Genomic DNA, 24,539 nt, shown 5'->3' with positions numbered 1-24,539 from the left:
CGTAGTGAGGACTTTAGTCCGCATCAGATAGGTTCGTAGTGAGGACTTTAGTCCGCATCAGATAGGTTCGTAGTGAGGACTTTAGTCCGCATCAGATAGGTTCGTAGTGAGGACTTTAGTCCGCATCAGATAGGTTCGTAGTGAGGACTTTAGTCCGCATCCAAAAAAGGACTGATTTGCTTCTAGCGAGGACTTTAGTCCGCATCCAAGAAAGGACTGAAGTCCTCACTACGAACCTTGTAAAGTTTGATTATCTCAACTCACTCAAAATTACCAAAACGTGTTAAAGTTGATGGCGCTAAATCGAAAAAACTAAAATATGACTGTTGCAGTTAACAAAACTCCAGGATTAGCATCGCGTTTAGTAAATGGCGTACTCTCCATCAAACCTTTGGCCGCTCTAGCCAAACACCAAGCGCGAGAAATGATGATAAACAGAGCCGAAAAAATCGGAGTGCATTGGCGAGAAGAAGCCCAAGCACTTTTGTCCCGAAATTGGGATGCAGAATTGCTCAGCGTAGAAAATCCCGATTTGGTTTACCCGAAATATTATCTAACTTCATTTCACGCTTACGAAAAAGGTAATATGAGTTGGGAAGCTGCCACAGAAGTTGAAGTTGCAGCCCGTGCAGTGCACGCCGGAATTTGGCCAGAAGCGGGTGCAGAAGGCGATGCTAAACTCCGCGCCAGCTATCACGAAATCGTCAAAGCTCAAATTTCTCAAACACCGCAAGATATTGTCGATTTGGGATGCAGTGTGGGAATGAGTACGTTTGCGCTTGGGGATGTTTACCCGGAAGCAAAGATGACTGGGGTGGATTTGTCGCCTTATTTTTTGTCGGTTGCTCAATACCGTTCCCAACAGCGAGAAGCGGAATTTTCTAATCAAAAATCTCCAATTTGGGTGCACGCTGCTGCTGAATCTACTGGTTTACCTGCGGCTTCTTTTGATTTAGTTTCTATTTGTTTAGTTTGTCACGAATTGCCGGAGAAAGCTTCTAAGGCAGTATTCCGGGAAGCGAGGCGTTTGCTGCGCGCTGGCGGACATTTGACAATTATGGATATGAATCCTCAGTCGGAAGTTTATGCCAAAATGCCTCCTTATATTTTGACTTTGCTCAAGAGTACGGAGCCTTATTTGGATCAGTATTTTGGGTTGGATATTGAGCAGGCTTTGGTTGATTCGGGTTTTGCGGTGCCGACAATCACTTGCAATACTCTCAGACACCGGACTGTTGTTGCTCAAGCAATATAGCAGTTTTAAGTTGACTGAATTACAGATGTTTGGGTAGGACATGGCAGTGCCGTGTCCCTACTGTATTTCAGTAAAGGTTGATGTGCAAAAACTGTTGGCTGTCAATGATGCTCGAAAACTAAATTCGATCGCAAATGTGGTAGAATTAATACTTAGACAGCAGTCTTAGCTATATCGTGTTGAGAGAACCCTAAAAAAAGGATATCATCATGAACCCGACAGCCCCTCCTCAAAAGGTCATTGATTGTTTGCAGGTTATTTTGGATGCCACAGCCTCAAAAAATTACGAGCTGTTTACCACGGTGGGCGATGCAGGCTACAAAGCGGGAATTACACAAGAAATGTTCGATAATGTTAGCGATGAACTCGGTTCGCGCCTGCAAAACGGATATTCAATTAGTTATTTTGGTGAATTGACACAAGAGGGTTTTCAGGTTTATTTGTGGAAGCTGAGTTTTGCAGATGGTGGAGATGAATTTGTGGCACGGATGACGATGAATGGAGACAAGGTTGCTGGGATCTTCATCGCATAATATCTATTACTTGATATGGCGTTCGACTGAATGTCAAGGCGTCAGCCCACAACTTTCAAGCGAAACCTATCTGGTGTAACAAAGGTGGTGCCTTTTGGTACCCTGAAATTTATGTGCGATCGCTAGACAAGTTAACGCGAGACAAATAGGTTTTAATAGATATAGCGGTTCTCAGAAAGATGAGGTATGTTGTTGGGCTTGGGCCCTCTTGGTTTAAGGGTTGTGTGGGCTGTCAGTTATACCTCATCTTTTTGAGAAAGGCTATAGTTGTTGTCATACATAGAATTATGGTACAGGTTAAAATCTCCGGTTTGAGAGAGCATCTCGATCCCATTAAGCCTCAACTCTCCGATGTCATTAATTCCTGTGTCGTAGATGCACTTCATTATCCACCTGATAAACGTTCACACCGTTTCTTTCTGTTCGACTCCTCTGATTTTTTTTATCCAACAGGGCGCACAGAACGTTACACTATCATTGAGGTGAGCATGATTGAAGGACGCAGTGTCGAGACGAAAAAGCAGTTGATTCGTTTATTGTTTGAGCGATTACAGCCCTTTGGAATTGCCACACAGGATTTAGAAATCACGATTTTTGAGAATCCTAAACACAATTGGGGTTTTCGGGGCTTACCGGGTGATGAACATCAACTCAATTATAAAATCGAAGTGTAGCCGATCGCTCTTAACTTACAACAAAGCGGTCGATCGAGCTTTATTGTCGATCGACCGCCAATCTCTCCCCTCAGTGAAAAAACCAACTTCACCCCTCATCCACCCCGTAACTGCTTGACCAAGTGAACTAACTCTGGTAAAATTAGCTTTTCCACAGCTAGTTTCACGCCATTACTCGATCCAGGAAGAGAAAAGACTAACTTGCCTTGATACACGCCTGCAACAGCCCGAGATGCGATCGCCCTCGAACCAATTTCTTGATAGCTCAAAAACCGAAATATCTCGCCAAATCCAGGTAAAATCCTGTCGAGCAAACTCTCCATCACATCGTAGGTAGTATCTCGTGGAGAAATACCCGTCCCGCCACTCAAAACTATCGCATCCACATCTTCGCGCTGGGCAAGCGCCTGCATTTGCAATACAATTTTTGCAGCATCATCTTTAACAACAGTGTAAGCTACCACAGAGTGACCTGCATCTTTTAGCAATTTTTTCGTTAACAAACCGCTATTGTCTGTGTCAGCAGAGCGCGTATCGCTAACAGTCATGATAGCGCAATTTACGGTTATTTTAGATAAATCGGGGTGAGGAATTTGCGTCATTGTTTCTTGTCGTAAGTAATCGGCAACCAGCAATCGGCTATCGGCCAATTACCAATTACCAACTACCAATTATTAACTATCTATTATGCCTTGCTAAATCCTAAGCCGTTTGCTTCCGAGTAGCGTTCCATAAAACGCATAAAGCGTTCCCAGTCAGCGGCACTTTTCATCAGATAAAGAGCTTCTAAACCCGCAGGTTGACCGTTGATGAACTTAGCCTTAACTTCGCGAGTCAGAAGTTCGCCTTCTTCGTCGATCATGTACATTCCAGTAATGTCTTGGGTGCTATCGTTGCTGAGAGATTTCGGATTTTCAAAGATAAATGTGGCAGTGCCTTGAGCTCCGCTTTTAGAACGAGTTAGGCGGACTTCGGGTACAGTATCTTCGTCTATACCCCGGGAGAATTGAATTTTAGCCATAATCTGAGAGTGGAACCTTAAAGATTGCTGAATTTCTTAATCTTTTAATCATAAAACGATTTGGACGCTCCCAAGTCAAGACTTGGGGAGATTGTGCGATGGGGATCGGGGGAGAGGGGCTATTTTTCAGGTACGTAGTTGCGCTTGAGCGCTCTTTCTGGGATATCGGAAAGAGCGAAGACAGCGCAACAGGTATGTAGTTGGGCTTTAGCCCTCTTTCTGGGATATCGGAAAGAGCGAAGACAGCGCAACTACGTACCTTTGAGTTGCCTGAGCCCTGGCTTTCTCCTTCACTATTGGCTGTTGGGGTTTAGTACTTTTTCCCATATCTCACAAAGAGCGCTGAAGCGCAACTACGTACCAAAGAGAGCGCCCAAGCGCAACTACATACCTTTAGACGATGTAGGGAGAGTTAATTGGCTGCGCGCGGTTTGTGGCTACCAGAGTTTGGTAGACGAGGGCGGATATCTCGGCGCGGGTGATGTCGCGGGCGGGGGAAAGCTTGTCCCGCGCGGGATAGTTGACTACGATTTTGCGCTCTGTGGCGGTGGCGATGGAGTCGGTGGAAAAACTGGGAATTAAAGCCCGATCGGCATAAACGCTCAAAGAATTAGGATTGCCGCCTTTAAACTGCAAGCCGTTTATCAATGATACGATCGCCTGAGCTTTAGTCAAATTCTGTTCCGGGCGAAACGTGCTGTCGGGATATCCAACCAAAAACCCGCCTCGATTCGCTTTGACGATCGCACTTTGGGCCCAAAAATCCGCCGCCACATCCTTAAAAACCGTTGCTTCACGGCGCGGCGCCAACTCAAACGCCTTCGCCAGCAACGCCGCATACTGAGCCCTAGTTAAACTCTCGTCAGGTTTAAAAGTGCCGTCGGGAAACCCGTTAACAATATTCATCTTAGCGAGGCGATCGATAAAATCCTTAGCCCAGTGAGTGCTGATATCGCTAAACTTTACACCCCCAGGAGTCGGAGTTGGAGTTGGAGTTGGAGTTGGAGTTGGAGTTGGAGTTGGAGTTGGAGTTGGAGTTGGGGTTGGGGTTGGAGTTGGCGTCACATTTCCCAACTCAAATAAACCTTTTACCCGCGAAGGATTGAGTTGATTTCCCAGGGCAAAAATCTTAGTCGCAGTAGCATTTTGCAAATCAAATTCGCCATTGTTAGCAAAAATATTTCCCCCTAAATCTTGAGCCGTACCAAGATCTGGCAGAGATTTTTCCACCGCAGTCAAACCATCTTCGGTATTTTTTTCAATGCGATTCTTCCGCACAACCGGCTTAGAGTTTCCCGTTAAAACGATACCGGAGCGATTGGCGACAATTTGGTTGTCAACAATCAAAGGAGCCGATTGAGCTTGCAGAGAAATGCCGAAACCGGTATTTTGAAAAAGATTGCGCCGGATTACGCCCTTAGCATTCCCCGCCATAATTACCCCAGCGGCAGAGTTTTGGATAAATATGTTGTCCAGAATCGCCGGATTGGCATTTCCTGTGGCAAATACGCCTTCGCGCTTGCAAAGCGTGAAAGTGCAGTTAGCCACAGTGGGAGAAGTTGACTCCATCCAGACAGCAGTGCCGCGAATCTCCAGATTGGTGACAGTTACTCCCCGCAATTCCGCATCAGTTGCTAGCAGTAGAGTGATATTTTGACTCGCAGCGGTGGGACTGACAAATTTGCCGCTTCCTTGAATGATAGTACCGCTTCCTTTGTTGGCTTCATTGCCGATTACTTTGACTCCTGAGGAAATTTCTAAGGGGAATTGTTCGCCGCTGGCTGCGCTGTAAGTTCCCGCTGCTAGCTGAATAACTGTTCCCGATGCAGCGCGACTGATGGCGCGGGCGATCGTTTTTAAGGGTGCCGATTGGGTACCGGCTGCTGCATCGCTGCCTGTTTGGGGGTTGACGTAAAGTGTTGCCATGTTGTTGTCAAAGATAAAATGTGCGATTCCCTACGGGATAGCTTCGCTTAACGACTTTTGGGCAATTTTCATTCTGTACGAATTTGACTGCGGATATATATTTAGCTTTGATTGGGAAGACAGCCATAGGGGATGACAACCCCAGGGGGATTGCCCCTACAAAATACTTGATTTCTCGTTTCCCAAAATAGCAAATCCCCGACTTCTTCAACAAGTCGCTTACCTGGGTATTAGGCTTTTTCATTCAGATCGAGTCGAAATTCCCTGCCCAAAAACCTTCACCGCTTCAGCCAAGTCTGTTTCACCCATCAAAATTGAGCGTTTTAGCAAATCAATATCCAGGGTTTCCAATCCTAATAATTGACTCTGAATTACTTCTTGATATCCATCTTCCCGGAGGTGATACAACCGCAAAGTGCCATCCTCCCAAAACCAGATTTCTGGCACGCCCAAAGCTCTATATTTTGGCAACTTGCTCGTTCCACCGCTAGTATAAACCACCTCGATCGACAAATCGGGAATCAACTTAGGTTGTCCCAAACAAAACGATTTGTCGGCTTGGGTTGAAACTTCTCCCGTTTTCTCCTGCGTCATTGAACCAGAAGGGTAAAACCTAATGCCTTGCGCCAGCAAAAAAGTTGTCACCAAGTAACCAATGATTTCCGAAAAATTTTGGTGTTGGAATCCCGGCGTCAGAATTTCGATCGCACCTGCAAAAAAAGACAATTTTACCCCAGGGGAATCTTCGGAGCCCTTCTGGATTAACTTAAATTGTTCCCAAGTGCCGTTGAGCACCACTCGCCCATCGAGAATTTCGCGATCGAGAACTTGTGTCATTGAACCGCACCATTATCTCCTATGGGAATTATAGCGTATTGTGCGATCGCACCTGCAGAATATCTATGCAGCAATTGTAGCTGATAACCCTTGGTTGACTAATGCTAACAAGTAAATTTTTAGCATATTTTATATATATAATTCTTTATGAATGCCATATAGATCTTTTTACTGTTTCACTAATAATGTTAACTAAAATCTTGTGAAATGTGTCAGCAGCAAATACTCCAGATTTAGCTACTAAATTTTTAAACCTCCAACCAGCAGCTTCGACGTTGGGAGTATTGGTTACTAAGTCATTAATACTTTGCTTTAAAACTTCTCGTTCTTCGGGGGTTAAATTTTCTAATTCATCAGCAAAATCTTGGGCTGCTTTTAGTGCTGATTCTGTCCAAGGATAGGGCATACCGCAATTCTGGCAAAATTTGGGAATTTGGAACTCGTTCTTAAACAAAAAAGTTCCTGGTATATGATAGTAACCCTTAATAGACGTTTGGCAACATTGGCAATTTGTAATAGTTTGTGTGCCACAGTCTTGACAAAAATTTTGATTTTTTTGTGGAAATGAGACAAATGTCTTATTTATTAAATGACCGTTTAAGCAAATTTGAGCCGTGTCATACCAACAATCACTTGGCATAAATTTTACTTTTTAATAGATATGTCACTCAACATGATACTATAAAACAATCCTAATGTGCTAGAGTCTAAGTTAAATAAGTTCCACTGAAAGAGTGTACTTTATGAAAAACCCTTTATCAACTACTCATCGCCAACTAGCAGCACAATGGCATCCGACAAAAAACGGTAGCGTCACTCCAGAACAAGTTGCAGCAGGCTCAGCGAAAAAAGCTTGGTGGAAATGCCCTAATCGACCTGACCACGAATGGCAAGCCTCTATTGAGAGTAGAGTCCGAGGTAAGGGATGCCCTTTTTGTGTGGTAACGGGTGAACCCTAAGTGATGGTGCAAACAATCCCCCCATAGTTGACTCCCTACGCCATCCAAACGGCGATCACTCAGGATCGCCACAATTATGACCAAAACTGGTTTCAAGTAATCCTCAAAGATTTGGCTAAATCTTTGTTACATGGAGAATTGAACTGTCCTTATCTCTTGGCGTAATTAGCTGGTTAATACTTTTAACTTTTCCTAATAAATATAAAGTTAGACAGGTTTCACAGCCTGAAAGATTGTATTGTATGAAAAGCCCATTATCAATTATAAGCCCTCAACTAGCAGCGCAGTGGCATCCTACAAAAAACGATGGACTCACTCCAGAGCAAGTTTCGGCAGGCTCAAAAACGAAAGTTTGGTGGAAATGTTCTAATGGACCTGACCACGAATGGCCAGCTTCTATTGAGAAAAGAGTCAAAAGAGGGGATGGATGTCCCTGTTGTGCTGGTCAAAGAGTATCGGTTACTAATTCCCTAGCAAGTCTTTACCCTGACTTAGCCAAACAGTGGCATCCCACAAAAAACGATAGCCTGACTCCAGAGCAAGTGGTAGCAGGTTCAACAAATAAAGCTTGGTGGAAATGCCCCAAAGGTCCAGATCACGAATGGGATGCTTCTATAGTCAGTAGAGGAAAGAATGGGCGAGGATGCCCATGTTGTGCTGGTATAAGAGTATCGGTCACTAATTCTCTAGCAAGTCTTTACCCTGACTTAGCCAAACAGTGGCATCCCACAAAAAACGGTATCCTGACTCCAGAACAAGTGGTAGCAGGTTCAACAAATAAAGCTTGGTGGAAATGCCCCAAAGGTCCCGATCACGAGTGGGATGCTGTTATTGATAGTAGAGTTAGAGGGAATGGATGCCGCTGTTGTGCTGGACAGAAAGTTTCAGTCACGAATTCTCTAGCAAATCTTTACCCTGAATTAGCCAAACAGTGGCATCCCACAAAAAATGGTAGCCTGACTCCAGAACAAGTGGTAGCAGGGTCAAACGAGAAAGCTTGGTGGATCTGTCCAGAAGGTCCCGATCACGAATGGCCAGCTTCTATCGTCAATAGAGTAGGAGGAAACGGATGCCGCTTTTGTCGTGGTCTAAAATCATCTGTCACTAACTCTCTAACAAGTCTTTATCCAGAGATAGCCAAACAGTGGCATCCGACGAAAAATGGTAAGCTCACCCCAGATAAAATAGTGGCAGGTTCGGCAAAAAAAGCTTGGTGGATCTGTCCAGAAGGAGTCGATCACGAGTGGGATTCTTCTATTGTTAATAGAATCAGAGGGAGAGGATGCCCCTGTTGTTCTGGGCAAAAAATTTCGGTTACTAATTGTCTGGCAACTCGTTATCCTGAAATTGCTAAACAATGGCATCCCACCAAAAATGGGACACTTACCCCAAGTGCAGTTATAGCAGGTTCAGAAGAGAAAGTTTGGTGGCAATGCACTCAAGACTCAAAACATGAGTGGGAAGCAATGATTTCCAATAGAGTTCATGGGAGAGGATGTCCGTCTTGTAATTCAGGTTGGACAGTAGAAAAGATCCGCCATTTTATTAGCGCATTAATAAACTACCTTGAAACTTTTACGGCTGCTGAACTTTACCTACTATTTCAGCAGAGTGGAATGCTTCAGAGTACAGGCAAAGGTAAAAGCTTTGTTAAAGCGCTTGCTACTGGACGGTTCCCAAAAGAAGAAATAAAAAAATTTATCAATGGTGAATCTTCGATAGTTGATAAATTCCTGCAAGATAAACAGCTAACTCTCGAATCACTAGAAAAAAACAGCAATAATGACATCACCGATGAACGAGACAGAACCTCTGATGATAATCTTGACAACCAAATCAATGAAACTATCGAACCATCCCAGGAAGAAGATAACCTTAACCTTCCCATTGTCCAAACAAAAGAAGTCTTAAAATCCTTAGATCATCACGTCGTATCTTCAGCCGATGAAGAAGCGGTTGAATTCCTTGTCGCATCGGCAAAAGCAAAGATTTGGAAGCACGTTTTTCACGATGAAACAACAGCAGTAGCCCAAGCAGAAGCATACACTGGAGATAGCTACAGCGATCGCGTTAGAACAGAATTTTTAGACGAATATCACCGCGCCAAAAATCTCGAAACTCCCACAGGTTACGGCTTCCGTATCGACGGGAAATTAGCCGAACCAAACCTGATGCAGCGACTAATCGCCGTTCGGGTACGCGACCAAAAGCGGGTCGGCAATTGGTCGGGAACAGGTGCAGGCAAAACCCTCTCGGCAGTTCTCGCCAGTCGCGTCATTAACGCCGATCTTACCTTAATCTGCTGTCCAAATAGCGTCGTCGAAGGTTGGAAAAATGCCATACTCAAAATTTTTCCAGATAGCGTAGTTATTACTAAAACTTTTAATCCCAATTGGGCAAAAGCGATCGGTGATGAAACTGATTTAGGTGCTGTTCTCAATCTAGAAACCCACCATTATTTGATTTTGAACTATGAAATGTTCCAACAACCAGACTCGGCTAATTGGATACGTTCATTTATAGAAAACGAATCTATTGATTTCATCGTTATTGACGAAATTCACTACACCAAACAGCGCAAAGTTGAAGATATGTCCCGGCGCAAACAATTAGTAACTGCCCTCATTACCACCACCGCAGAACGCAACCCCAATTTGCACGTTATCGGAATGTCAGCCACTCCGGTAATTAACAATATCCAAGAAGGCAAAAGTTTAATAGAAATGGTGACGGGATTTGCCCACAACGAACTCGATATCCACCCAACTATTGACAACTGTATGAGACTACACCAGCGACTCGTTACTTTGGGAATACGCTGGATGCCAGAATATAATATAGATTACGAACAAATCGAAATTCCGGTAGATTGTGCCGACTACATCGAAAAAATTCGCGCTTTAGGTGGAAATGGGACTCCATTGCAATTAGAAAAAATTCTCACTGTTGCCAGATTACCCATTATTCGCCAGCACATCCAACCCAAAACCCTAATTTACACTCATTACATCAAGGGAATCGATCGCATATTGAGAGATGCCTTAGTAAATGATGGTTGGAAAGTGGGTTTCTACACGGGCGAAGACAAATCAGGTTTAGAAGGCTTTTTAAACGGCAAAATTGATGTTCTCATCGGTTCTAGCGCCATAGGGACTGGTGTAGATGGCTTACAGCACGTTTGCAACCAGCTAATTGTTAACGTTTTACCTTGGACTCATGCGGAATTTGAACAACTAAAAGGTCGCATCTACCGCCAAGGACAAACCCGCGATACAGTAAAAATGGTGATTCCTCTGACCTATGCAACGGTTAACAGTCAGCGCTGGTCGTGGTGCGATTCCAAAATGCAGCGCTTAAAATTCAAAAAGTCGATCGCCGATGCTGCTGTTGATGGCATAGTACCAGAAGGACACCTGCGATCGCCTGCACAAGCTTACCAAAATGCGATCGACTGGTTAGAACGCCTCGCATCTGGCGAAGTCCAAATCATCACCCGCCCGAAAATTATTATCCCCATTCCAGATACTAACCCAGCCGAAGTACAGCAACGACTGGCGCGTTACGGCGACTTCTCCACCATGAATCGCCACTGGAACCAAACCCACAGCGCCACCACTCACCAACGCTTACAGGAAAACCCTCAAGAGTGGGCGCATTACCATACTTTGTATCAAGAATCAAGAAAAGATTGGGCAGTTATTCCCTACGAGGAGATGATTCGCTGGTGTCAACAACGTAGCGGCTACACTATTGGTGATTTTGGTTGCGGTGAAGCAAAATTAGCTGAGGCTGTATCGGATAAACATACAGTTTATAGCTTTGACCATATTGCGATCAATGATAATGCGATCGCCTGCGATATGGCGCACGTTCCGCTAGATGATGAAACTCTAGATGTGGCTATTTTTTCTCTTGCTTTGATGGGTTCAAATTTCACCAACTACCTACGGGAAGCACATCGTACTCTTAAACTTGATGGTCAGTTGCATATTATCGAGTCAACTTCACGGTTTAGCGATCAGGAGCAATTCCAAACTGACTTAGAAGCTTTGGGATTTACCATTATCAGCATTCAGGATATGTGGAAATTTACCCATATCCGTGCTATCAAGAGTTAGAGGTCTTTTGAAAATTCGTTTTTGTCTTAACTCCCAGCCAATTTCACAATACAAGACGCATCCAAAACAACTACAATTTCATTCTGAAAAACAGCACAACTTGTAACTGCGGGAGCTAACGCGGGAATTTTCCCTTGTTTGAGAGAAAGCATTGCCTCCGGTGTCGCATCAAAGTCTTCGATCCAGCCGTAATCCTCTACATACTTAAGAGTTAAGGCATTGCGATCGAGCATCCAAAAATCAATTCCATAATTGTTAATGAACTTTCGCAAAACAGTTGGATCGCCCGTATATTGAGCGCGAATCAAATCGTTAATTCGCCGTAAAAATCTGCTGTAGTAGCCTTTTTGATAAGGCACTGCATATTCCTTTCCTGTCAAAACCGAACGCTGGCTAAAAGTTGGCAAATTGTCCGCCTCTGGGGCGATGGAAGCAATGAGGATATCTTTTGGTTGTTGCTGAAAAAACTTGTACAAAGCGGGCATTTTACCTTCTACATACCCGACTGTGGGAAATTTTTCCACTAAGCATGGATAAAGCACAACTGCGATCGCAATTGTCGCTGTGGTAATTAGTGCAACTAGATTTTTTGGCGTTGCTGAATCAGGAAATTTTGTTTCGGTTGTTGATGCCCAGTTGCCGACGCCATCGATAATTAACGTCAGGGCGATCGCAGTTGCGATCGCAACAACAAAGCGCAAGCTATACGCAGTATAGCGTCCAGGCTGATAAAGCTTAAAAATGGTAGCGTGAGCGGCAAAAAACATCGCCAAGGATGCTAAAAATAGCTGAAGCAACAGCCAAATTTTGCTATTAATCCGACTCGCTAACGGAAAAGCCGATCGCCTCCATAGCAGCAGCAGCGGCAAAAACAGCCCCACACAGTGAGTTACAGGCGTAAACAGCGACTTGGGAAACATCCCGCTACCCCTACCAGTCAGCCAATAATCTACCGGATTTGGACGAAAAAAAGCATTTCTGCCGTCGGCTGCAAATACGCCCATTTGCTTGGCTTCTGCTGCGGTATAAGTCGGGCCAAATTCCGATTTATCTAAGGCATAGGGCAGCATTACTAGAAAGATTACTCCCAAACCGGTAGTGCAAAATAGGTAGTTTGTGCGATCGCCCGACAAGCGCAAACGGCCGTTTTCCCAGCTTAGCAGGCGCAAAACTAAAATTCCGGCAGCAACCAAGGCGTAGGGAGGGTAGAATAATCCAATTAGGGCGATCGCCCCCAAACAGGGCAGCAACGAACTCCGCGACAAATAATATAAAAAACCGAGAAATATCGGATAGATAAAAGCTCTGGGCGTTGTGGAAGCCAAATCATCCGTCATCCACATATGCTGATTTAGTAGCAAAGATGCGATAAATCCAGTCATCGGCACTGGCAGCATTTCCAAGCAAAGCCCAAAACAGTAATAGGTGGAGATTAAGCCGAGAAATAGCGGCAATATTTTGTGAAAAAATAGCGGGTGAATGCCGATGGTTGCAGCTAATTTGTAAAGGGTGCTGTATCCGGCGGGGGCGATTGATTGAAAATAGTTAGCAATGAAATCCTTGGGGAATAATTTCGCATCGACAAACCGCATCATCCAGAAAACGTGCTGTCTCGCATCGTCTTGCACCACATACTCGGCGCTGAAGGCTTGAGCAATTCCTAAAACACCATAAACTGCGGCAAATGTCAAGCTCAGCATCAACCAGAATATTGTGCGCGATCGGGATTTTTCATCCACAGTCGCCGTCAGAAATTTGTGCAAGCGGGCAATTAATACCATTTGAGATTTGAGATTGGGAAAGACTGATTTTCAAAAGTACAATTATATCATGCCATGTAAATTACCTAATAAAAAGTGTTGGTAGTGAGGACTTCAGTCCTGCTTTCTGAGGACTAAAGTCCTCACTACAAACCGTTTTTAAGGCGAATTCGATAAAGACTTTTACTTCCGGTAATGTAAAGCGTTTTATAATCTCTATCTCCCCAGACTAAATTAGTCGCCGTCTCGGGTACATAAATTTTGCCTAACAGTTCGCCTGTTGGGATAAAATCCACACTCCCCCAGGCCCGGTGCTGTAAATATTCCCTTCTAAATCAACTTTTAAACACTCGAAAACTCCGCTTTGACTGACATCTTTGAGCTCAGCAAAAACTCGCTGATTTGTAACCTTTCCCTCTGGTTTGACATCAAAAATAGCAATGTATTGCGCTTCCAAATTGTTGACATAATTTTTTGCTCGTCTGGTAAAAAGGGGAAGGACTGAAGTCCTCACTACGAACCTGGTTTGGGAAGGACTGAAGTCCTCACTACGAACCTGGTTTGATCGTTCGGACTTCAGTCCTTTCAAATGTTAAGCTGGACATTACAGAAAAAGAACTGCAATACCGATCGCGATCGCACCAATCCCCATCACAAAAGACCAAAAGCGGTGATAGCTGCTAACCGTCGTACCGCTATCGCTTTCAAGCTGAATCAAATCCATCCAAGGCGCCACACCCCGGCGGAACCAACCCAAAGCGCTAACATCCATACCAATCAAACTTTCAACCCGTTTCATCCCAAACAGAAAATTACCAATCGGCCCAAAACGAGAAGCATAATGTAGATACATCATTCCCGTTCTGTCTTGCAATTTCAAATCGGAACCAAAGGCATAACCCGCATCACCGCGACCAATTAATTCGCCTTGTAGTTTCGCAGGTTGACCGCGTAAAGGACTCGCATAAGGGTCAGACATTAAAGTTAAAACATCCAACTCTTCTGCTTGTGCGTAATTCGGGAACATCACCAAAGCTTTGATTAAAATTCCCACGCCCAAACCGATTAAAGCACAAGCAACCATCATCATCGGCTTCCCAGCCGAGAGGGAAATGCCGATCGCAAAACCCACCGCCAAACCCAGAGTTTCCGCACTGTACAGCAGCAAATCGAAAAAGAAATTTCCGTACAATTTCCGCTTGCTCAAAAGGTGACCCTCGCCCACAATCCGACCCATGTCAAACTCAATATCCAAGCCTAATTGTTCTGCGTAGGTGCTCAAAGCGCGAACTCGCTTACCAGTCAGCGGGTGAGTCGAATTCAACTCCATCCACCAACCCCACGGATTAAACATATCCCACAGAAAAACTCGTCCAATTTTTTCCGGTTCCGACGCAATCCTGTAAGCAGTACCGCTAGATGCCGCAGCTTTTGCATCATAAATGCCTAAAGCACGAGTTCCTTCTAACAAGCGACTGGGTTCCGTTGCTCTTTCTCCTTCTTCCAAAATACCGTAAGCAATCTTTACCAAAGCACGCGATAAAGCATTGGGGTTTCCGGTAGTTTCGGCGGCAAAATGGTCGGCAAAATATTCTCGCGTCCGCGACAAGTACAGCAACAAATAAGTGCCTGCGATGTAAAATACATAAGCAACAGCAGCGACAGTTCCGGCCGCATCTTTAGCTTTTTCGCCACCGCTTCGACCGAGGCTTTGAGCTGTAGTGTAAATTAAATAAGTAATCTGCACTAAAGTTGAAGCTAAAGTCATGACTGCAAAGTCCCAATGGACGATGTGACCGAGTTCGTGGGCGTAAACAGTGGCAATTTCATCGTCGTCTAAATAGGTGAAAAGACCTTGACTGACGACTAAGCGAGCGCTGTTAGGAAAAGAACCGTAGGTAAAAGCAGTAGGGTTTTGGTCGTCGATAATTCCTAAACGCGGCTGCTTGAGCTTTTTCTGTTGGCAAACTTTCTGAATAACTTTCGCTGTTTCCGGACTCAGGCTGTCAATTTCTGCTAGGGAAACCCAGCGAGTATTGTAGAGCCAATTTTGGGTTAAGTCCATCAAGTAAGGCGATAGGAAAAAAGCTGCGATGTTAAAAATTAGAGTGATCGGAAGTGCGATCGCCAATCCGACGACAGGATCGGGACTGTTGATAATGAAAACTGTGGCCAAGGACAACACGAACACCATACCAAACAGCATGATGATAGTGGCGCCGGAAGCTAAAACCAGGTTTCCGCCAGTTTTCTGGATCAGTTTAATCCCGGCTTTGGGCGATCGCCCTGCCTTGCGTAAAGGAGCTTGAGATGACATAATATTCTCCTAAGGTTATTGACAAAAGGTAATTACCGTGGGATTTTATCTATACTTCACTGTTTTAACCTGTAATTTCGGAGCGCGGTAAGGAGTCTCAACAAAAATATATAATTTCCTGTAAATTGTCTAAGAGTGAAAACCGCCCATCCAAGTTATTTCCAAAAATCTAATTCCCATTTCAAAACTATTTCAAAGTTACAAGAAAGATCGGGTACGTTGTTGGGCTTCAGCCCTCTTAGTTTAAGTGGTTATATAAGATGTCTGTGATACCTCATCTTTTTGAGAAAGGCTATATTTCAAAGTTACAATCAAAATAATTTGAGAAATTAAAATCAGACAATTCATTACTCCAATCGTCTTAATTCCAGGTAGAGGTAGCTCTCGACTGTCAACTGTCAATTAAGAGGGCGTGCCCGCACCATCCACCGCCCCTACAAACTGTCAACTGTCAACTGTCAACTGAATAAACGCCATGTCGATTATTGAAATTGCCCAAAAAACGCGCCAAGCTGCTAGGAAATTAGCAGTTTTGTCCGCCCATGCCAAAAATCAAGCCATTGAAGCGATCGCTAAAGCTTTAGAAGCTGCTGCGCCGGACATTTTGGCCGCGAATGCTGCCGATCGCGCGGCTGCCCAGGCGGATGGCATTGCCAAACCGCTGTACGATCGCCTGAAGTTAGACGAAAGTAAGTTGAAAAGTGCGATCGCGGGCGTGCGAGACGTTGCCAAACTCCCAGAGGCGATCGGTGCCGTGCAAATCCACCGCGAATTAGACACAGGATTAATTCTGAAGCGCGTTACCTGTCCTTTAGGCGTTTTAGGGATTATTTTTGAAGCGCGCCCAGAAGCCTTAATTCAGATAGTATCATTAGCAATCAAATCCGGCAACGGCGTAATTCTCAAAGGCGGCAAAGAAGCCGTCCGTTCCTGCGAAATATTGACAAAAATCATCCATCAAGCATTAGCAGAAACAGCCGTCAATCCTGAAGCAGTGCAGTTGCTAACCACGCGGGAAGAAACAATCGAACTGCTAAAAATGGATGAATACGTAGATTTAATTATTCCCAGAGGTTCTAATTCATTCGTGCGCTTCGTACAAGAAAATACCCGGATTCCCGTCTTGGGACACGCCGACGGAATCTGTCATTTGTACGCAGACAAAGCGGCGGACATTCAGAAAGCAGTAGAAATTGCAGTTGATGCCAAAACTCAGTATCCCGCCGCCTGCAACGCCATTGAAACCTTGTTAGTTCATAGGGATATTGCCCCCAAATTCCTGCCCGCAGTTGCCGAAGCATTGCAGCAGAAAAAAGTCGAACTGCGGGGAGACGAAAAAACTCGCGCCATCTTGGACATTGCCGAAGCAAATGAAGCGGATTGGTCTACAGAATATAGCGATTTAATTTTATCAATCAAAATCGTAGACTCTGTGGAAGAAGCAATTAATCACATCAATACCTACGGTTCCAGACATACAGATGCGATTGTTACCGAAGACAGCCAAGCCGCCGAAACATTTTTAAGTCAAGTCGATGCAGCCGGAGTTTATCACAATTGTTCGACTCGATTTGCTGACGGTTTCCGCTACGGTTTCGGCGCAGAAGTGGGGATTAGCACGCAGCAAATGCCACCTCGCGGGCCTGTTGGTTTAGAAGGGTTGATTACCTATAAGTATCGAGTGGTGGGAAATGGCCACATTGCGGCTAGTTATGTGGGGAAAGATGCTCGCGAATTTACTCATCGGGACTTGTGATCTAAGATTTACGGAACAGCCATAATTAGTAGGGTGCGTCAGATCGGAAACCCTAAATGATCACCCTAGAACCGCGTCTGACGCACCCTACAACTTCGAGCGTTGTTTTTTTATCAGGTGAGAAGGATAATGATAGTAAATGGTATAAAATTCCTAGATGAGGATGCTGAATTTTTCCCAAATGGCTCCGTTCATGATGCTATACTTGCCAGCGATGCCGTAATTCAATGTGTTCCCTGTTTGGGCGATCGCAGTGCAGTCTTTTTTCCCTCCGGACGCCTTAAACTCTGTTGGCTATCCCAAACAACTGTTTTGGATGGTATTCCTTGTCTTGGTGACCGTATAGTCTACTTGCACGAAAACGGTCGGTTGCTGAATGCTTCGCTAGCTTCAGAGGTTGAAATAGATGGAGTTTTGTACCCGTCAGATAGCCGCCTGACTTTTGATCAAACTGGCAAATTGTTGGAGTATTCCCATGAAATAGACGCAGATCGAATAATCGAGGAATTTCCTTGCAGTTTGCAATTTGTTGTGTGGCGGTATGCCGGGGGTAAACCTAGTGTAATCGTGCTGTCTACTCAGCATACCATCAACGGACAAGGATATCCGCGCGGTGCCGAAGTATATTTAAGCGAAGACGGAGAAGTCATCGACTGGTATTTAATAGATCTGGATTCGGGGAATCGTTACAAGCAGCGATCGTATGGTGTATTTGAATTAGAGTGGGAATAAAAAAACGCGATGTATAAAGATTTATAACAAACTGACGCACCCTACAACTTACTTGCGATCTAAGATTTACGAAACAGGCATAATTAGTAGGGTGCGTCAGATTCAAGACCCTGAATAATCACCCTATACCCGCGTCTGACGCCCCCTACAACTTCGATCGCTCTTGTCTACCATTTTACCCTCTGCACTTTTTCTTTTTCCATGAAGGCGGAGGGCGATCGAAATCTAATTTTACCTAAATTTCTAAATAGAAAGCTGTTAGAATTTTGGACAATTAACCCTCATGAAATTTAGCAAATCTCGCAAGCGCATACAATCTGTTCGTCTGAAAAATGCTGTACTTGGAGCAATCGAAAAAAAACACCCAAATTACGATCGAACAATGGCTGAAGTTGTGCAAGAAGCTTTAGCTAAATCAATATCTCGCCCTGCAATGACACCGAATGAGTTTTGTGAGTGGCTAAACAGTGTTTCGGATTAACCCATCTTGCCTCCATTCCAACCAAAATTAGCTACAATTAAGCGATACTGCGCCACCCAACTCGAACACTTTTCAGTTGTCTATGTCCAACCCTTCCCCCCTAGCCCCAGGTTCCACCCTCGAAAAACGCTACCGCATCATCCGCGAATTGGGCCGCGGCGGCTTCGGGCGCACTTACCTCGCCGAAGATATCAACCGCTACAACGAACAATGCGTGCTCAAAGAGTTCTCTCCGGTTGTTCAAAGCCCCAAAGCAGCCGAATTGTTCGATCGCGAAGCGAGTATGCTTTACAACCTCCAACACCCGCAAATCCCCCGCTTTCGAGAACTCCTCCGCACCGATTTGGGCGGCAATCTATCTTTATTTTTAGTTCAAGACTACATCCCCGGTCAAACCTACGAAGAAATACTTATATCCCGCCAGCAGCAAGGTAAAAATTTTACCGAGGCGGAAGTTACTCAACTCCTATTTCAGCTTTTACCAGTTTTAGAATACATCCATTCCCGCAATTTAATTCACCGCGATGTTTCCCCCGACAACATCATTCAGCACAGTGTTGACAAACTGCCCTTTTTAATTGACTTCGGTTCTGTCAAGCAAATCGCAGCAACAGCCGTATTTCAGTTTAGGGGACAAGCTGCAACGGCGATCGGCAAACAGGGATATTCGCCCCCAGAACAAATGCGACACGGAAAAGTTTCGGCGGCTAGCGATTTGTACGCTTTAGCTGTCACGGCTTTGGTACTGCTAAGCGGCAAAAAGCCTCAAAAATTCTACGATATCCATAACAGAACTTGGGATTGGCGATCGCATATCACCGTCAGTCCAAACCTGGGAACCGTGTTAGATAAGATGCTAGCAGAACCACCGGGCGATCGCTACCAATCCGCAAAAGAAGTCCGCGAAGCCCTCAAAGATCCAAAATTATCTCAAATTGGCAACATCATCTCCCAAATGGTAACGATGAACTTTGTCGGGCGCCCCTTCAAAAACATTACTAAAACTGCTACCAACAATCAGACTCCAGTCAACCAAAACCCTCAAATTGTTAAAACTACCAATATTTTAAAATTAATTCCTTGGAAAACTGTTGCTAGTTTAAGCGTGGTTTTATTGCCGGGAGTGTTAGCTTTTGGTGCCGTCAAATCTGGTTTTACTCTACCCAAACTGCCTGAATTACCCAAGTTTCCGGAACTTCCACAATTTCCCACAAATACGTCTTTAGATGCAGAAATAGCTAGGCAAGAAAAAATTGGAAAGCGTCGCAAAAATCTCAACATTGACCCAGATATATTCTATCAAAAAGTAGATGAATTATTTTACAATAAATATCCCGAATTACAAGGTCGTACATTGACAGACAAGCCAGAAGATGCAGAAATTAGGCAGAAATGGTGTGAAGTTGCTGAGGATTTTCTGGATAATTTGGAGAAGGGAGGGCAGTTGTAAAATTTAAGATAGAATAAGAGTTATTTAACCACAGAGGGCGCAGAGGGCGCAGAGGGGAGAAAGAAAGAGATACAAGAGAAGGAGAACGGGTGCATCTCATTTTTGCAAATATCTTCGCCCTTTCCAAATTGAAATGCACCCAGGATAACTTTATCTGGTTTAATACAATTTGGTATAGGCAACTTACTTTTAGTTTATTTCACAATGGATTGTATTCAACTTACAGGAATTCGCTGCTACGGCTACACGGGCTATCTACCGGAAGAGCAAGTTTTGGGACAGCGGTTTGAGGTGGATGTCACTCTCTGGCTAGATTTGTCGAAGGCTGGAAAAAGTGATGATATTGAACATACTCTGGATTACCGCAGTGCCATTACTCTGATTCAAGAGTTAGTCAAAAACTCCAAGTTTTTATTGATCGAACGGTTAGCAGATGCGATCGCCCAAGCGCTTTTAAAACTTCCTTTAGTTGAAAAAGTTAAAGTACAGCTTTCAAAACCGGCCGCTCCCATCCCCGACTTCGGCGGCAAAATCACTCTAGAAATAGTTAGAAGTCATTAGTGATTAGTGATTAGTCATATCATGTCCGGTCAATTACCATCACAAAAACAGTTGGTAGTGCGGACTTAAGTCCGCTCCATTTTGCCGACTTAAATCCGCACGCGCGATCGAATCTAATTGCAGTTGGTAGTGCGGACTTAAGTCCGCTCCATTTTGCCGACTTAAATCCGCACGCGCGATCGAATCTAATTGCAGTTGGTAGTGCGGACTTAAGTCCGCTCCATTTTGCCGACTTAAATCCGCACGCGCGATCGAATCTAATTGCAGTTGGCAGTGCGGACACGATATCATTGATTATTGGTTATTGGTCAATACGGTTCACTTAAGACAGATCCCCCTAACCCCCCTTGACAAAGGGCGGGACAAGAATGCTCTCAAAGTCCCCCTTCTTAAGGGGGATTTAGGGGGATCTCCGGCGCATAAATAATGTTAAGTGAACCGTATTGGGTTATTGGTATATCTTCTCAAATAACCAATAATCCGACTATTTTCAGCATTCATCGCCCTTTAATTGGAGTATTTATTTTGGCATCGATTCCAGTGTAATTGTGCTACAGTATCTTGTGGATTATGCTGCAAGCATTTTTCAAAACATCGGGAAGCAGCTTCCCATTCTTCTGTTGTGTAAAATACTAACCCTTGCTCAAACTCGGTTTTAGTAGCGAGTTTGTACTCTTGAATTTCCGGCGGTTCGGCATCGAAGACTTCAAAGACGGATACCACTTTAGATTTGCCTTTAACTTGTACAAGATCGACTAAACGAATGCAATATTGATTAGCATCTTTTAACCCTAAAAATGTGCAATCGCTAATCAACAACGGCACGCCATACAGCTTAGTTAAAGTTTCTAGTCGGGAGGCTATATTGACAGCATCGCCGATTGTTGTCCCGTCCATACGAAATTTTCCGCCTACAGTTCCAAGCATTAACATTCCTGTATTGATGCCGATACCAATTTTAATGTGAGGGCGATCGCGTGCTTGTCGGGTTAGATTGTATTCGGCAAGTTTTTTGAGCATAGAAATTCCCGCCTTGACGGCAGAATCCGCATGATAAACACTACCAAATAATGCCATAAGCGCATCGCCAATATATTTGTCAATTAACCCATTATTCTCAATAACAGCGGGTTCCATTATAGAAAAATAGCTATTAATAAATTTAAAAATATCTTCTAAAGGCATGGTTTCTGAAATACTTGTAAACGATCGAATATCAGAAAACATAACTGACATCTCTTTTTTCACAGAATCACCAAGTTCAATATCGACAAGATTTTTTTTATTCAACAATTTAAGAAACTCATCCGGTACGAAGCGAGAACAAGCTGTGTTTAAAGCAATTAAATTTTGGTTTATTTTAATTAATTCTATATTTTGTTTAACTATATTTTTTGCTTGTATATAACTTTTTGTAGCTTCTGTTATCGTCAAAAATAAATCTTCAGCTTGCCAGGGCTTAGCTATATATCGATAGAGTTTTGCCGTATTAATGGCATTGGTGACTCCCTCGATACTCGCTTGCCCCGTCAGCATGATTGTAATTGTTGAAGGAGACTTATTGTGAATTTCTTTTAAGACTTCATCTCCTTTCATTATGGGCATCATGTAGTCGGCAATTACGACAGCAATTTCATGACCATCTTCTAATAAATCATCGACAATTTGCAGCGCTTCATACCCGTCATGCGCTGTTTCTATTTCATATTGATTTTCTAGGGTTTCTGATAGTTCTTTTCTGAGGCTATCAAGAATCATTTGTTCATCATCGACACATAGAATAACTGGTTTTTTCATATTGCTATCAAGTGGGATTAATTTATAATTTTTCAATTCCCGACTTGATGGAGTTAATCAGTTCTTGCTTTGTCCAAGGTTTGGGGATAAAATGATGAAGGTCTGCTTCTTTTTGGGCTCGTTCGATCGCTGCATCATCTGCCTGTCCAGTTAATAAAATTTTCACCGTTCCTGGAAACCTTTTCTGCACTTGAACGAGTAATTCATCGCCTTTCATTCCCGGCATTAACCAATCAGAAACAATAATTACGACTTGAGTTCCTTCTTCATAAAGTTCGTCTAAAACTTCTAGTGCTTCCTCTGCATTTTCGGCAGTTTCATATACATATTGGTCATCAAATTCTTCTTGAATTTGTCGCAGTACGCTGTTTAAAATAACAACTTCATCATCAACACACAAAATTGCAAGCTTAGGCATAATTATTTCTCCTGAAATTACAAACAATTTAACATCAAACTACTCTAGATACCTGCTGGTAATGTCACAATAAAAGTAGTTTTACCAGGCAGCGATATAAAATGAATTGTCCCTCCATGTTTTTCAATAATTTTTTTCACGATGTCCAGCCCTAAACCGCTGCCCTCCCCTGGAGGTTTAGTGGTAAAAAATGGCTGAAAGATTTTATCTTGAATCTCTTCTGGTATACCACTACCGCTATCAGTAATACTGACTTCGACGTTACCATTCGAGCGAGCGGCATCAACACTGAGTATTCCCCGATAATTCATCGCTTGCAAAGCATTGTGAATTAAGTTTGTCCACACTTGATTTAGTTCATCGAAATAGCATTCGATCTGGGGCAAATCTTCATAATTTTTGATTAACTCTACTCCATGTTTGATTTGATTTTGATAAAGCGTCAGAACCGCTTCTAATCCTTCGATAATATTGACTTTAATTTTTTGCTCGTTGAGATTTTGTCTGGCATAGGTTTTGAGTGCAAATACAACTTTTGCAGCCCTTTCAGAGGCAGTATTGATATCTCGAGTGCTTTCTTGCAATCGCACAAAAGAGCGGACTGTTTTGAGAAATATTTCGCTGCTGGGCTCTTGAAATAAATTGAACAGAGGCTCTATGTTTTCGTAAATTTTAAGATCGAGAAGCAGATTGGCAAGAGTATCGGCATTACTGAGATTTTGGGTTTCTAGTTGGGCGACGATTGCTTTTCTGAGTTGTCGTCTTTCCCTTCCAGAAATCAATGCAGGATTTACCATCGAGCGCGCTAATAATTCCTTAAATTGTAATTCTTTTTCGGGTGTCAACTGTCGAAACCATGTCGGTAATGCAGCCAAATTTTCCGAGAAGTAATCGCCAATATATTTAACAGAGGATTGAATCGCACCCAAAGGCGTATTGATTTCGTGGGCAACTCCCGCAATCAGTTGACCTAATGCTGCCATTTTTTCAGAATGAATCAATTCCTGCTGAGCTGATTCTAGCTGTTTTAAAGTATTGGCAAGTTCTTCGTTTTTTTGCTGTAGCTGTTGCGTTCTTTCGGAAACTTGAGATTCTAAATTACGATTGTAATTCTCTCTGAGTTTTTCGGCTTGTTTCCTTTCTGTAATATCGGAAAAAGTGGCAATCGCATAACAAATTTTTCCAGTTTCATCGCGAATTGGTGTCGAAGAAATCTCTAAAGGAATTATCCGTTTTTCTTGATGAATTTCTAGATCGTCAGTTCGCACTATTTCTCCTGACAAAGAACGCGCGATCGGCAAGTCTGGCGATCGGCACAAATCTTGGTACTCGCTTTGATACAAAGCATAAATATGGGGTAAATTTTCGATATTCGAGATTGTCCCTTCTGCGATTGCAAACAATTCCTTATATTTTTGATTGGCGTAGGTTAGTTGTCCCAAATTGTTATGAACCGATACACCAATTGGCATAGCTTCTAAAAAATGTCTCAATCGCTGTTCATTTTCTATTAATCGTTTATTCTGTTCGGCTAGCTTTCTTTCCTGCACGTAACTTTTGATTGCTTCTTTTACTGTTAATTTTAAATCGACTTTGTGCCAAGGCTTGGAAATATATCGATAGAGTTTTGCGGAGTTAATCGCATTCACGATTCCTTCAACTGTTGCCTCGCCTGTCAACATAATTTTTAGAGTTTGTGGGAGTTTTTCGTGAACGTATCGTAGGACTTCATCTCCTTTGATATCTGGCATGATATAGTCAGAAATCACCAGTGCAATTTCACTACCATCTTTGATTAACTCATCCACCAATTCTAATGCTTCCACACCTCCCAGTGCTGTTTCGATTTCGCATTCATTCTCTAAAGATTCTGATATTTCTCGGATGAGGCTATCCAGAACAAATTGCTCGTCATCAATACAAATCACAATAGGTTTACTCATT

The 24,539-nt window shown here is 43.5% G+C and carries 22 protein-coding genes; 10 read left to right on the top strand and 12 right to left on the bottom strand.

Translation table 11 applies throughout. The features are described from left to right. Positions 1–319: 319 nt before the first annotated feature. The 3 genes from QZ938_RS06455 (at position 320) to QZ938_RS06445 (ending at position 2,462) form a co-directional block, all read left to right on the top strand. Positions 320–1,255, top strand: a complete 936-nt coding sequence (locus tag QZ938_RS06455; RefSeq protein WP_293149578.1) for a class I SAM-dependent methyltransferase — start codon at positions 320–322, stop codon at positions 1,253–1,255. A 209-nt stretch (positions 1,256–1,464) separates the two neighbouring features. Next, positions 1,465–1,788: a hypothetical protein gene (locus tag QZ938_RS06450; protein ID WP_293349786.1), complete on the top strand. Its 324-nt coding sequence runs from the start codon at positions 1,465–1,467 to the stop codon at positions 1,786–1,788. 287 nt (positions 1,789–2,075) lie between these two features. Then, positions 2,076–2,462 (top strand): tautomerase family protein, encoded by a 387-nt coding sequence (locus QZ938_RS06445; RefSeq protein ID WP_293349783.1) that lies wholly within the window; start codon positions 2,076–2,078, stop codon positions 2,460–2,462. A 95-nt stretch (positions 2,463–2,557) separates the two neighbouring features. Here QZ938_RS06445 and QZ938_RS06440 read toward each other — a convergent pair whose 3' ends face one another. The 5 genes from QZ938_RS06440 to QZ938_RS06420 all read right to left on the bottom strand — a co-directional run bounded on the left by QZ938_RS06440 (position 2,558) and on the right by QZ938_RS06420 (position 6,886). Next, positions 2,558–3,064 (bottom strand): MogA/MoaB family molybdenum cofactor biosynthesis protein, encoded by a 507-nt coding sequence (locus tag QZ938_RS06440; RefSeq protein WP_293149586.1) that lies wholly within the window; start codon positions 3,062–3,064, stop codon positions 2,558–2,560. Positions 3,065–3,147: 83 nt separating this feature from the next. Then, on the bottom strand, positions 3,148–3,483 hold the full coding sequence (psb28, locus tag QZ938_RS06435; protein WP_293149588.1) for a photosystem II reaction center protein Psb28: 336 nt from the start codon (positions 3,481–3,483) through the stop codon (positions 3,148–3,150). Positions 3,484–3,876: 393 nt separating this feature from the next. Then, on the bottom strand, positions 3,877–5,409 hold the full coding sequence (locus QZ938_RS06430; protein ID WP_293349780.1) for a DUF1565 domain-containing protein: 1,533 nt from the start codon (positions 5,407–5,409) through the stop codon (positions 3,877–3,879). Between the two features lie 240 nt (positions 5,410–5,649). Next, entirely contained in the window at positions 5,650–6,246 is a 597-nt protein-coding gene (locus tag QZ938_RS06425; RefSeq protein ID WP_293349777.1) for a Uma2 family endonuclease, read from the bottom strand. Between the two features lie 145 nt (positions 6,247–6,391). Then, positions 6,392–6,886: a DUF2321 domain-containing protein gene (locus QZ938_RS06420; protein ID WP_293349774.1), complete on the bottom strand. Its 495-nt coding sequence runs from the start codon at positions 6,884–6,886 to the stop codon at positions 6,392–6,394. A 103-nt stretch (positions 6,887–6,989) separates the two neighbouring features. Here QZ938_RS06420 and QZ938_RS06415 point away from each other — a divergent pair, with 103 nt between their 5' ends. Together QZ938_RS06415 and QZ938_RS06410 are read left to right on the top strand one after the other, a co-directional pair. Then, positions 6,990–7,205 (top strand): zinc-ribbon domain-containing protein, encoded by a 216-nt coding sequence (locus tag QZ938_RS06415; protein WP_293349771.1) that lies wholly within the window; start codon positions 6,990–6,992, stop codon positions 7,203–7,205. A gap of 242 nt (positions 7,206–7,447) precedes the next feature. Further along, on the top strand, positions 7,448–11,323 hold the full coding sequence (locus QZ938_RS06410) for a zinc-ribbon domain-containing protein (RefSeq protein ID WP_293349768.1): 3,876 nt from the start codon (positions 7,448–7,450) through the stop codon (positions 11,321–11,323). A gap of 26 nt (positions 11,324–11,349) precedes the next feature. On the opposite strand, the gene QZ938_RS06405 is transcribed toward QZ938_RS06410, so the two are convergent. The 3 genes from QZ938_RS06405 to QZ938_RS06395 form a co-directional block, all read right to left on the bottom strand. Then, positions 11,350–13,104 (bottom strand): hypothetical protein, encoded by a 1,755-nt coding sequence (locus QZ938_RS06405; RefSeq protein ID WP_293349765.1) that lies wholly within the window; start codon positions 13,102–13,104, stop codon positions 11,350–11,352. A 244-nt stretch (positions 13,105–13,348) separates the two neighbouring features. After that, the gene (locus QZ938_RS06400) at positions 13,349–13,597 is read right to left on the bottom strand and encodes a hypothetical protein (protein WP_293363149.1); all 249 of its coding nucleotides are present in this window, start codon (positions 13,595–13,597) and stop codon (positions 13,349–13,351) included. 90 nt (positions 13,598–13,687) lie between these two features. Further along, positions 13,688–15,400 carry a zinc metalloprotease HtpX gene (locus tag QZ938_RS06395; RefSeq protein ID WP_293149598.1) on the bottom strand — a complete coding sequence of 571 codons (1,713 nt, stop codon included), beginning with the start codon at positions 15,398–15,400 and terminating at the stop codon, positions 13,688–13,690. 475 nt (positions 15,401–15,875) lie between these two features. On the opposite strand from QZ938_RS06395, the gene QZ938_RS06390 reads away from it, so the two are divergent. The 5 genes from QZ938_RS06390 to folB all read left to right on the top strand — a co-directional run bounded on the left by QZ938_RS06390 (position 15,876) and on the right by folB (position 20,380). Continuing rightward, positions 15,876–17,156 (top strand): glutamate-5-semialdehyde dehydrogenase, encoded by a 1,281-nt coding sequence (locus tag QZ938_RS06390; RefSeq protein WP_293349759.1) that lies wholly within the window; start codon positions 15,876–15,878, stop codon positions 17,154–17,156. 129 nt (positions 17,157–17,285) lie between these two features. After that, on the top strand, positions 17,286–17,888 hold the full coding sequence (locus QZ938_RS06385) for a hypothetical protein (protein ID WP_293149602.1): 603 nt from the start codon (positions 17,286–17,288) through the stop codon (positions 17,886–17,888). 283 nt (positions 17,889–18,171) lie between these two features. Then, the gene (locus QZ938_RS06380; protein WP_293149604.1) at positions 18,172–18,369 is read left to right on the top strand and encodes a hypothetical protein; all 198 of its coding nucleotides are present in this window, start codon (positions 18,172–18,174) and stop codon (positions 18,367–18,369) included. 82 nt (positions 18,370–18,451) lie between these two features. After that, entirely contained in the window at positions 18,452–19,819 is a 1,368-nt protein-coding gene (locus QZ938_RS06375) for a serine/threonine-protein kinase (protein WP_293349756.1), read from the top strand. A 204-nt stretch (positions 19,820–20,023) separates the two neighbouring features. Beyond that, positions 20,024–20,380, top strand: a complete 357-nt coding sequence (gene folB, locus QZ938_RS06370) for a dihydroneopterin aldolase (protein ID WP_293149608.1) — start codon at positions 20,024–20,026, stop codon at positions 20,378–20,380. A gap of 39 nt (positions 20,381–20,419) precedes the next feature. Here the strand turns inward: folB and QZ938_RS06365 are convergent, their stop codons facing one another. The 4 genes from QZ938_RS06365 to QZ938_RS06350 all read right to left on the bottom strand — a co-directional run bounded on the left by QZ938_RS06365 (position 20,420) and on the right by QZ938_RS06350 (position 24,538). Further along, positions 20,420–20,671, bottom strand: coding sequence for a hypothetical protein (locus QZ938_RS06365; RefSeq protein WP_293349753.1), 252 nt, complete (start codon positions 20,669–20,671; stop codon positions 20,420–20,422). 216 nt (positions 20,672–20,887) lie between these two features. Further along, positions 20,888–22,213 carry an adenylate/guanylate cyclase domain-containing protein gene (locus QZ938_RS06360; RefSeq protein ID WP_293363151.1) on the bottom strand — a complete coding sequence of 442 codons (1,326 nt, stop codon included), beginning with the start codon at positions 22,211–22,213 and terminating at the stop codon, positions 20,888–20,890. Beyond that, a complete protein-coding gene (locus QZ938_RS06355; protein WP_293149611.1) occupies positions 22,200–22,595 on the bottom strand; it encodes a response regulator in 396 nt (131 codons plus the stop codon). The genes QZ938_RS06360 and QZ938_RS06355 overlap by 14 nt, the downstream gene beginning before the upstream one ends. 44 nt (positions 22,596–22,639) lie before the next feature. Then, complete coding sequence (locus QZ938_RS06350; protein WP_293349750.1) at positions 22,640–24,538, bottom strand: ATP-binding protein; 1,899 nt, start codon at positions 24,536–24,538, stop codon at positions 22,640–22,642. Position 24,539 lies beyond the last annotated feature (1 nt).

Origin of the sequence: Microcoleus sp. CAWBG27, assembly GCF_020883145.1 — a bacterium.
Taxonomy (GTDB): Bacteria; Cyanobacteriota; Cyanobacteriia; order Cyanobacteriales; family Microcoleaceae; genus Microcoleus.
The sequence above is the reverse complement of the archived record's forward strand: the minus strand, read 5'-3'. Positions and strand labels throughout refer to the sequence as shown.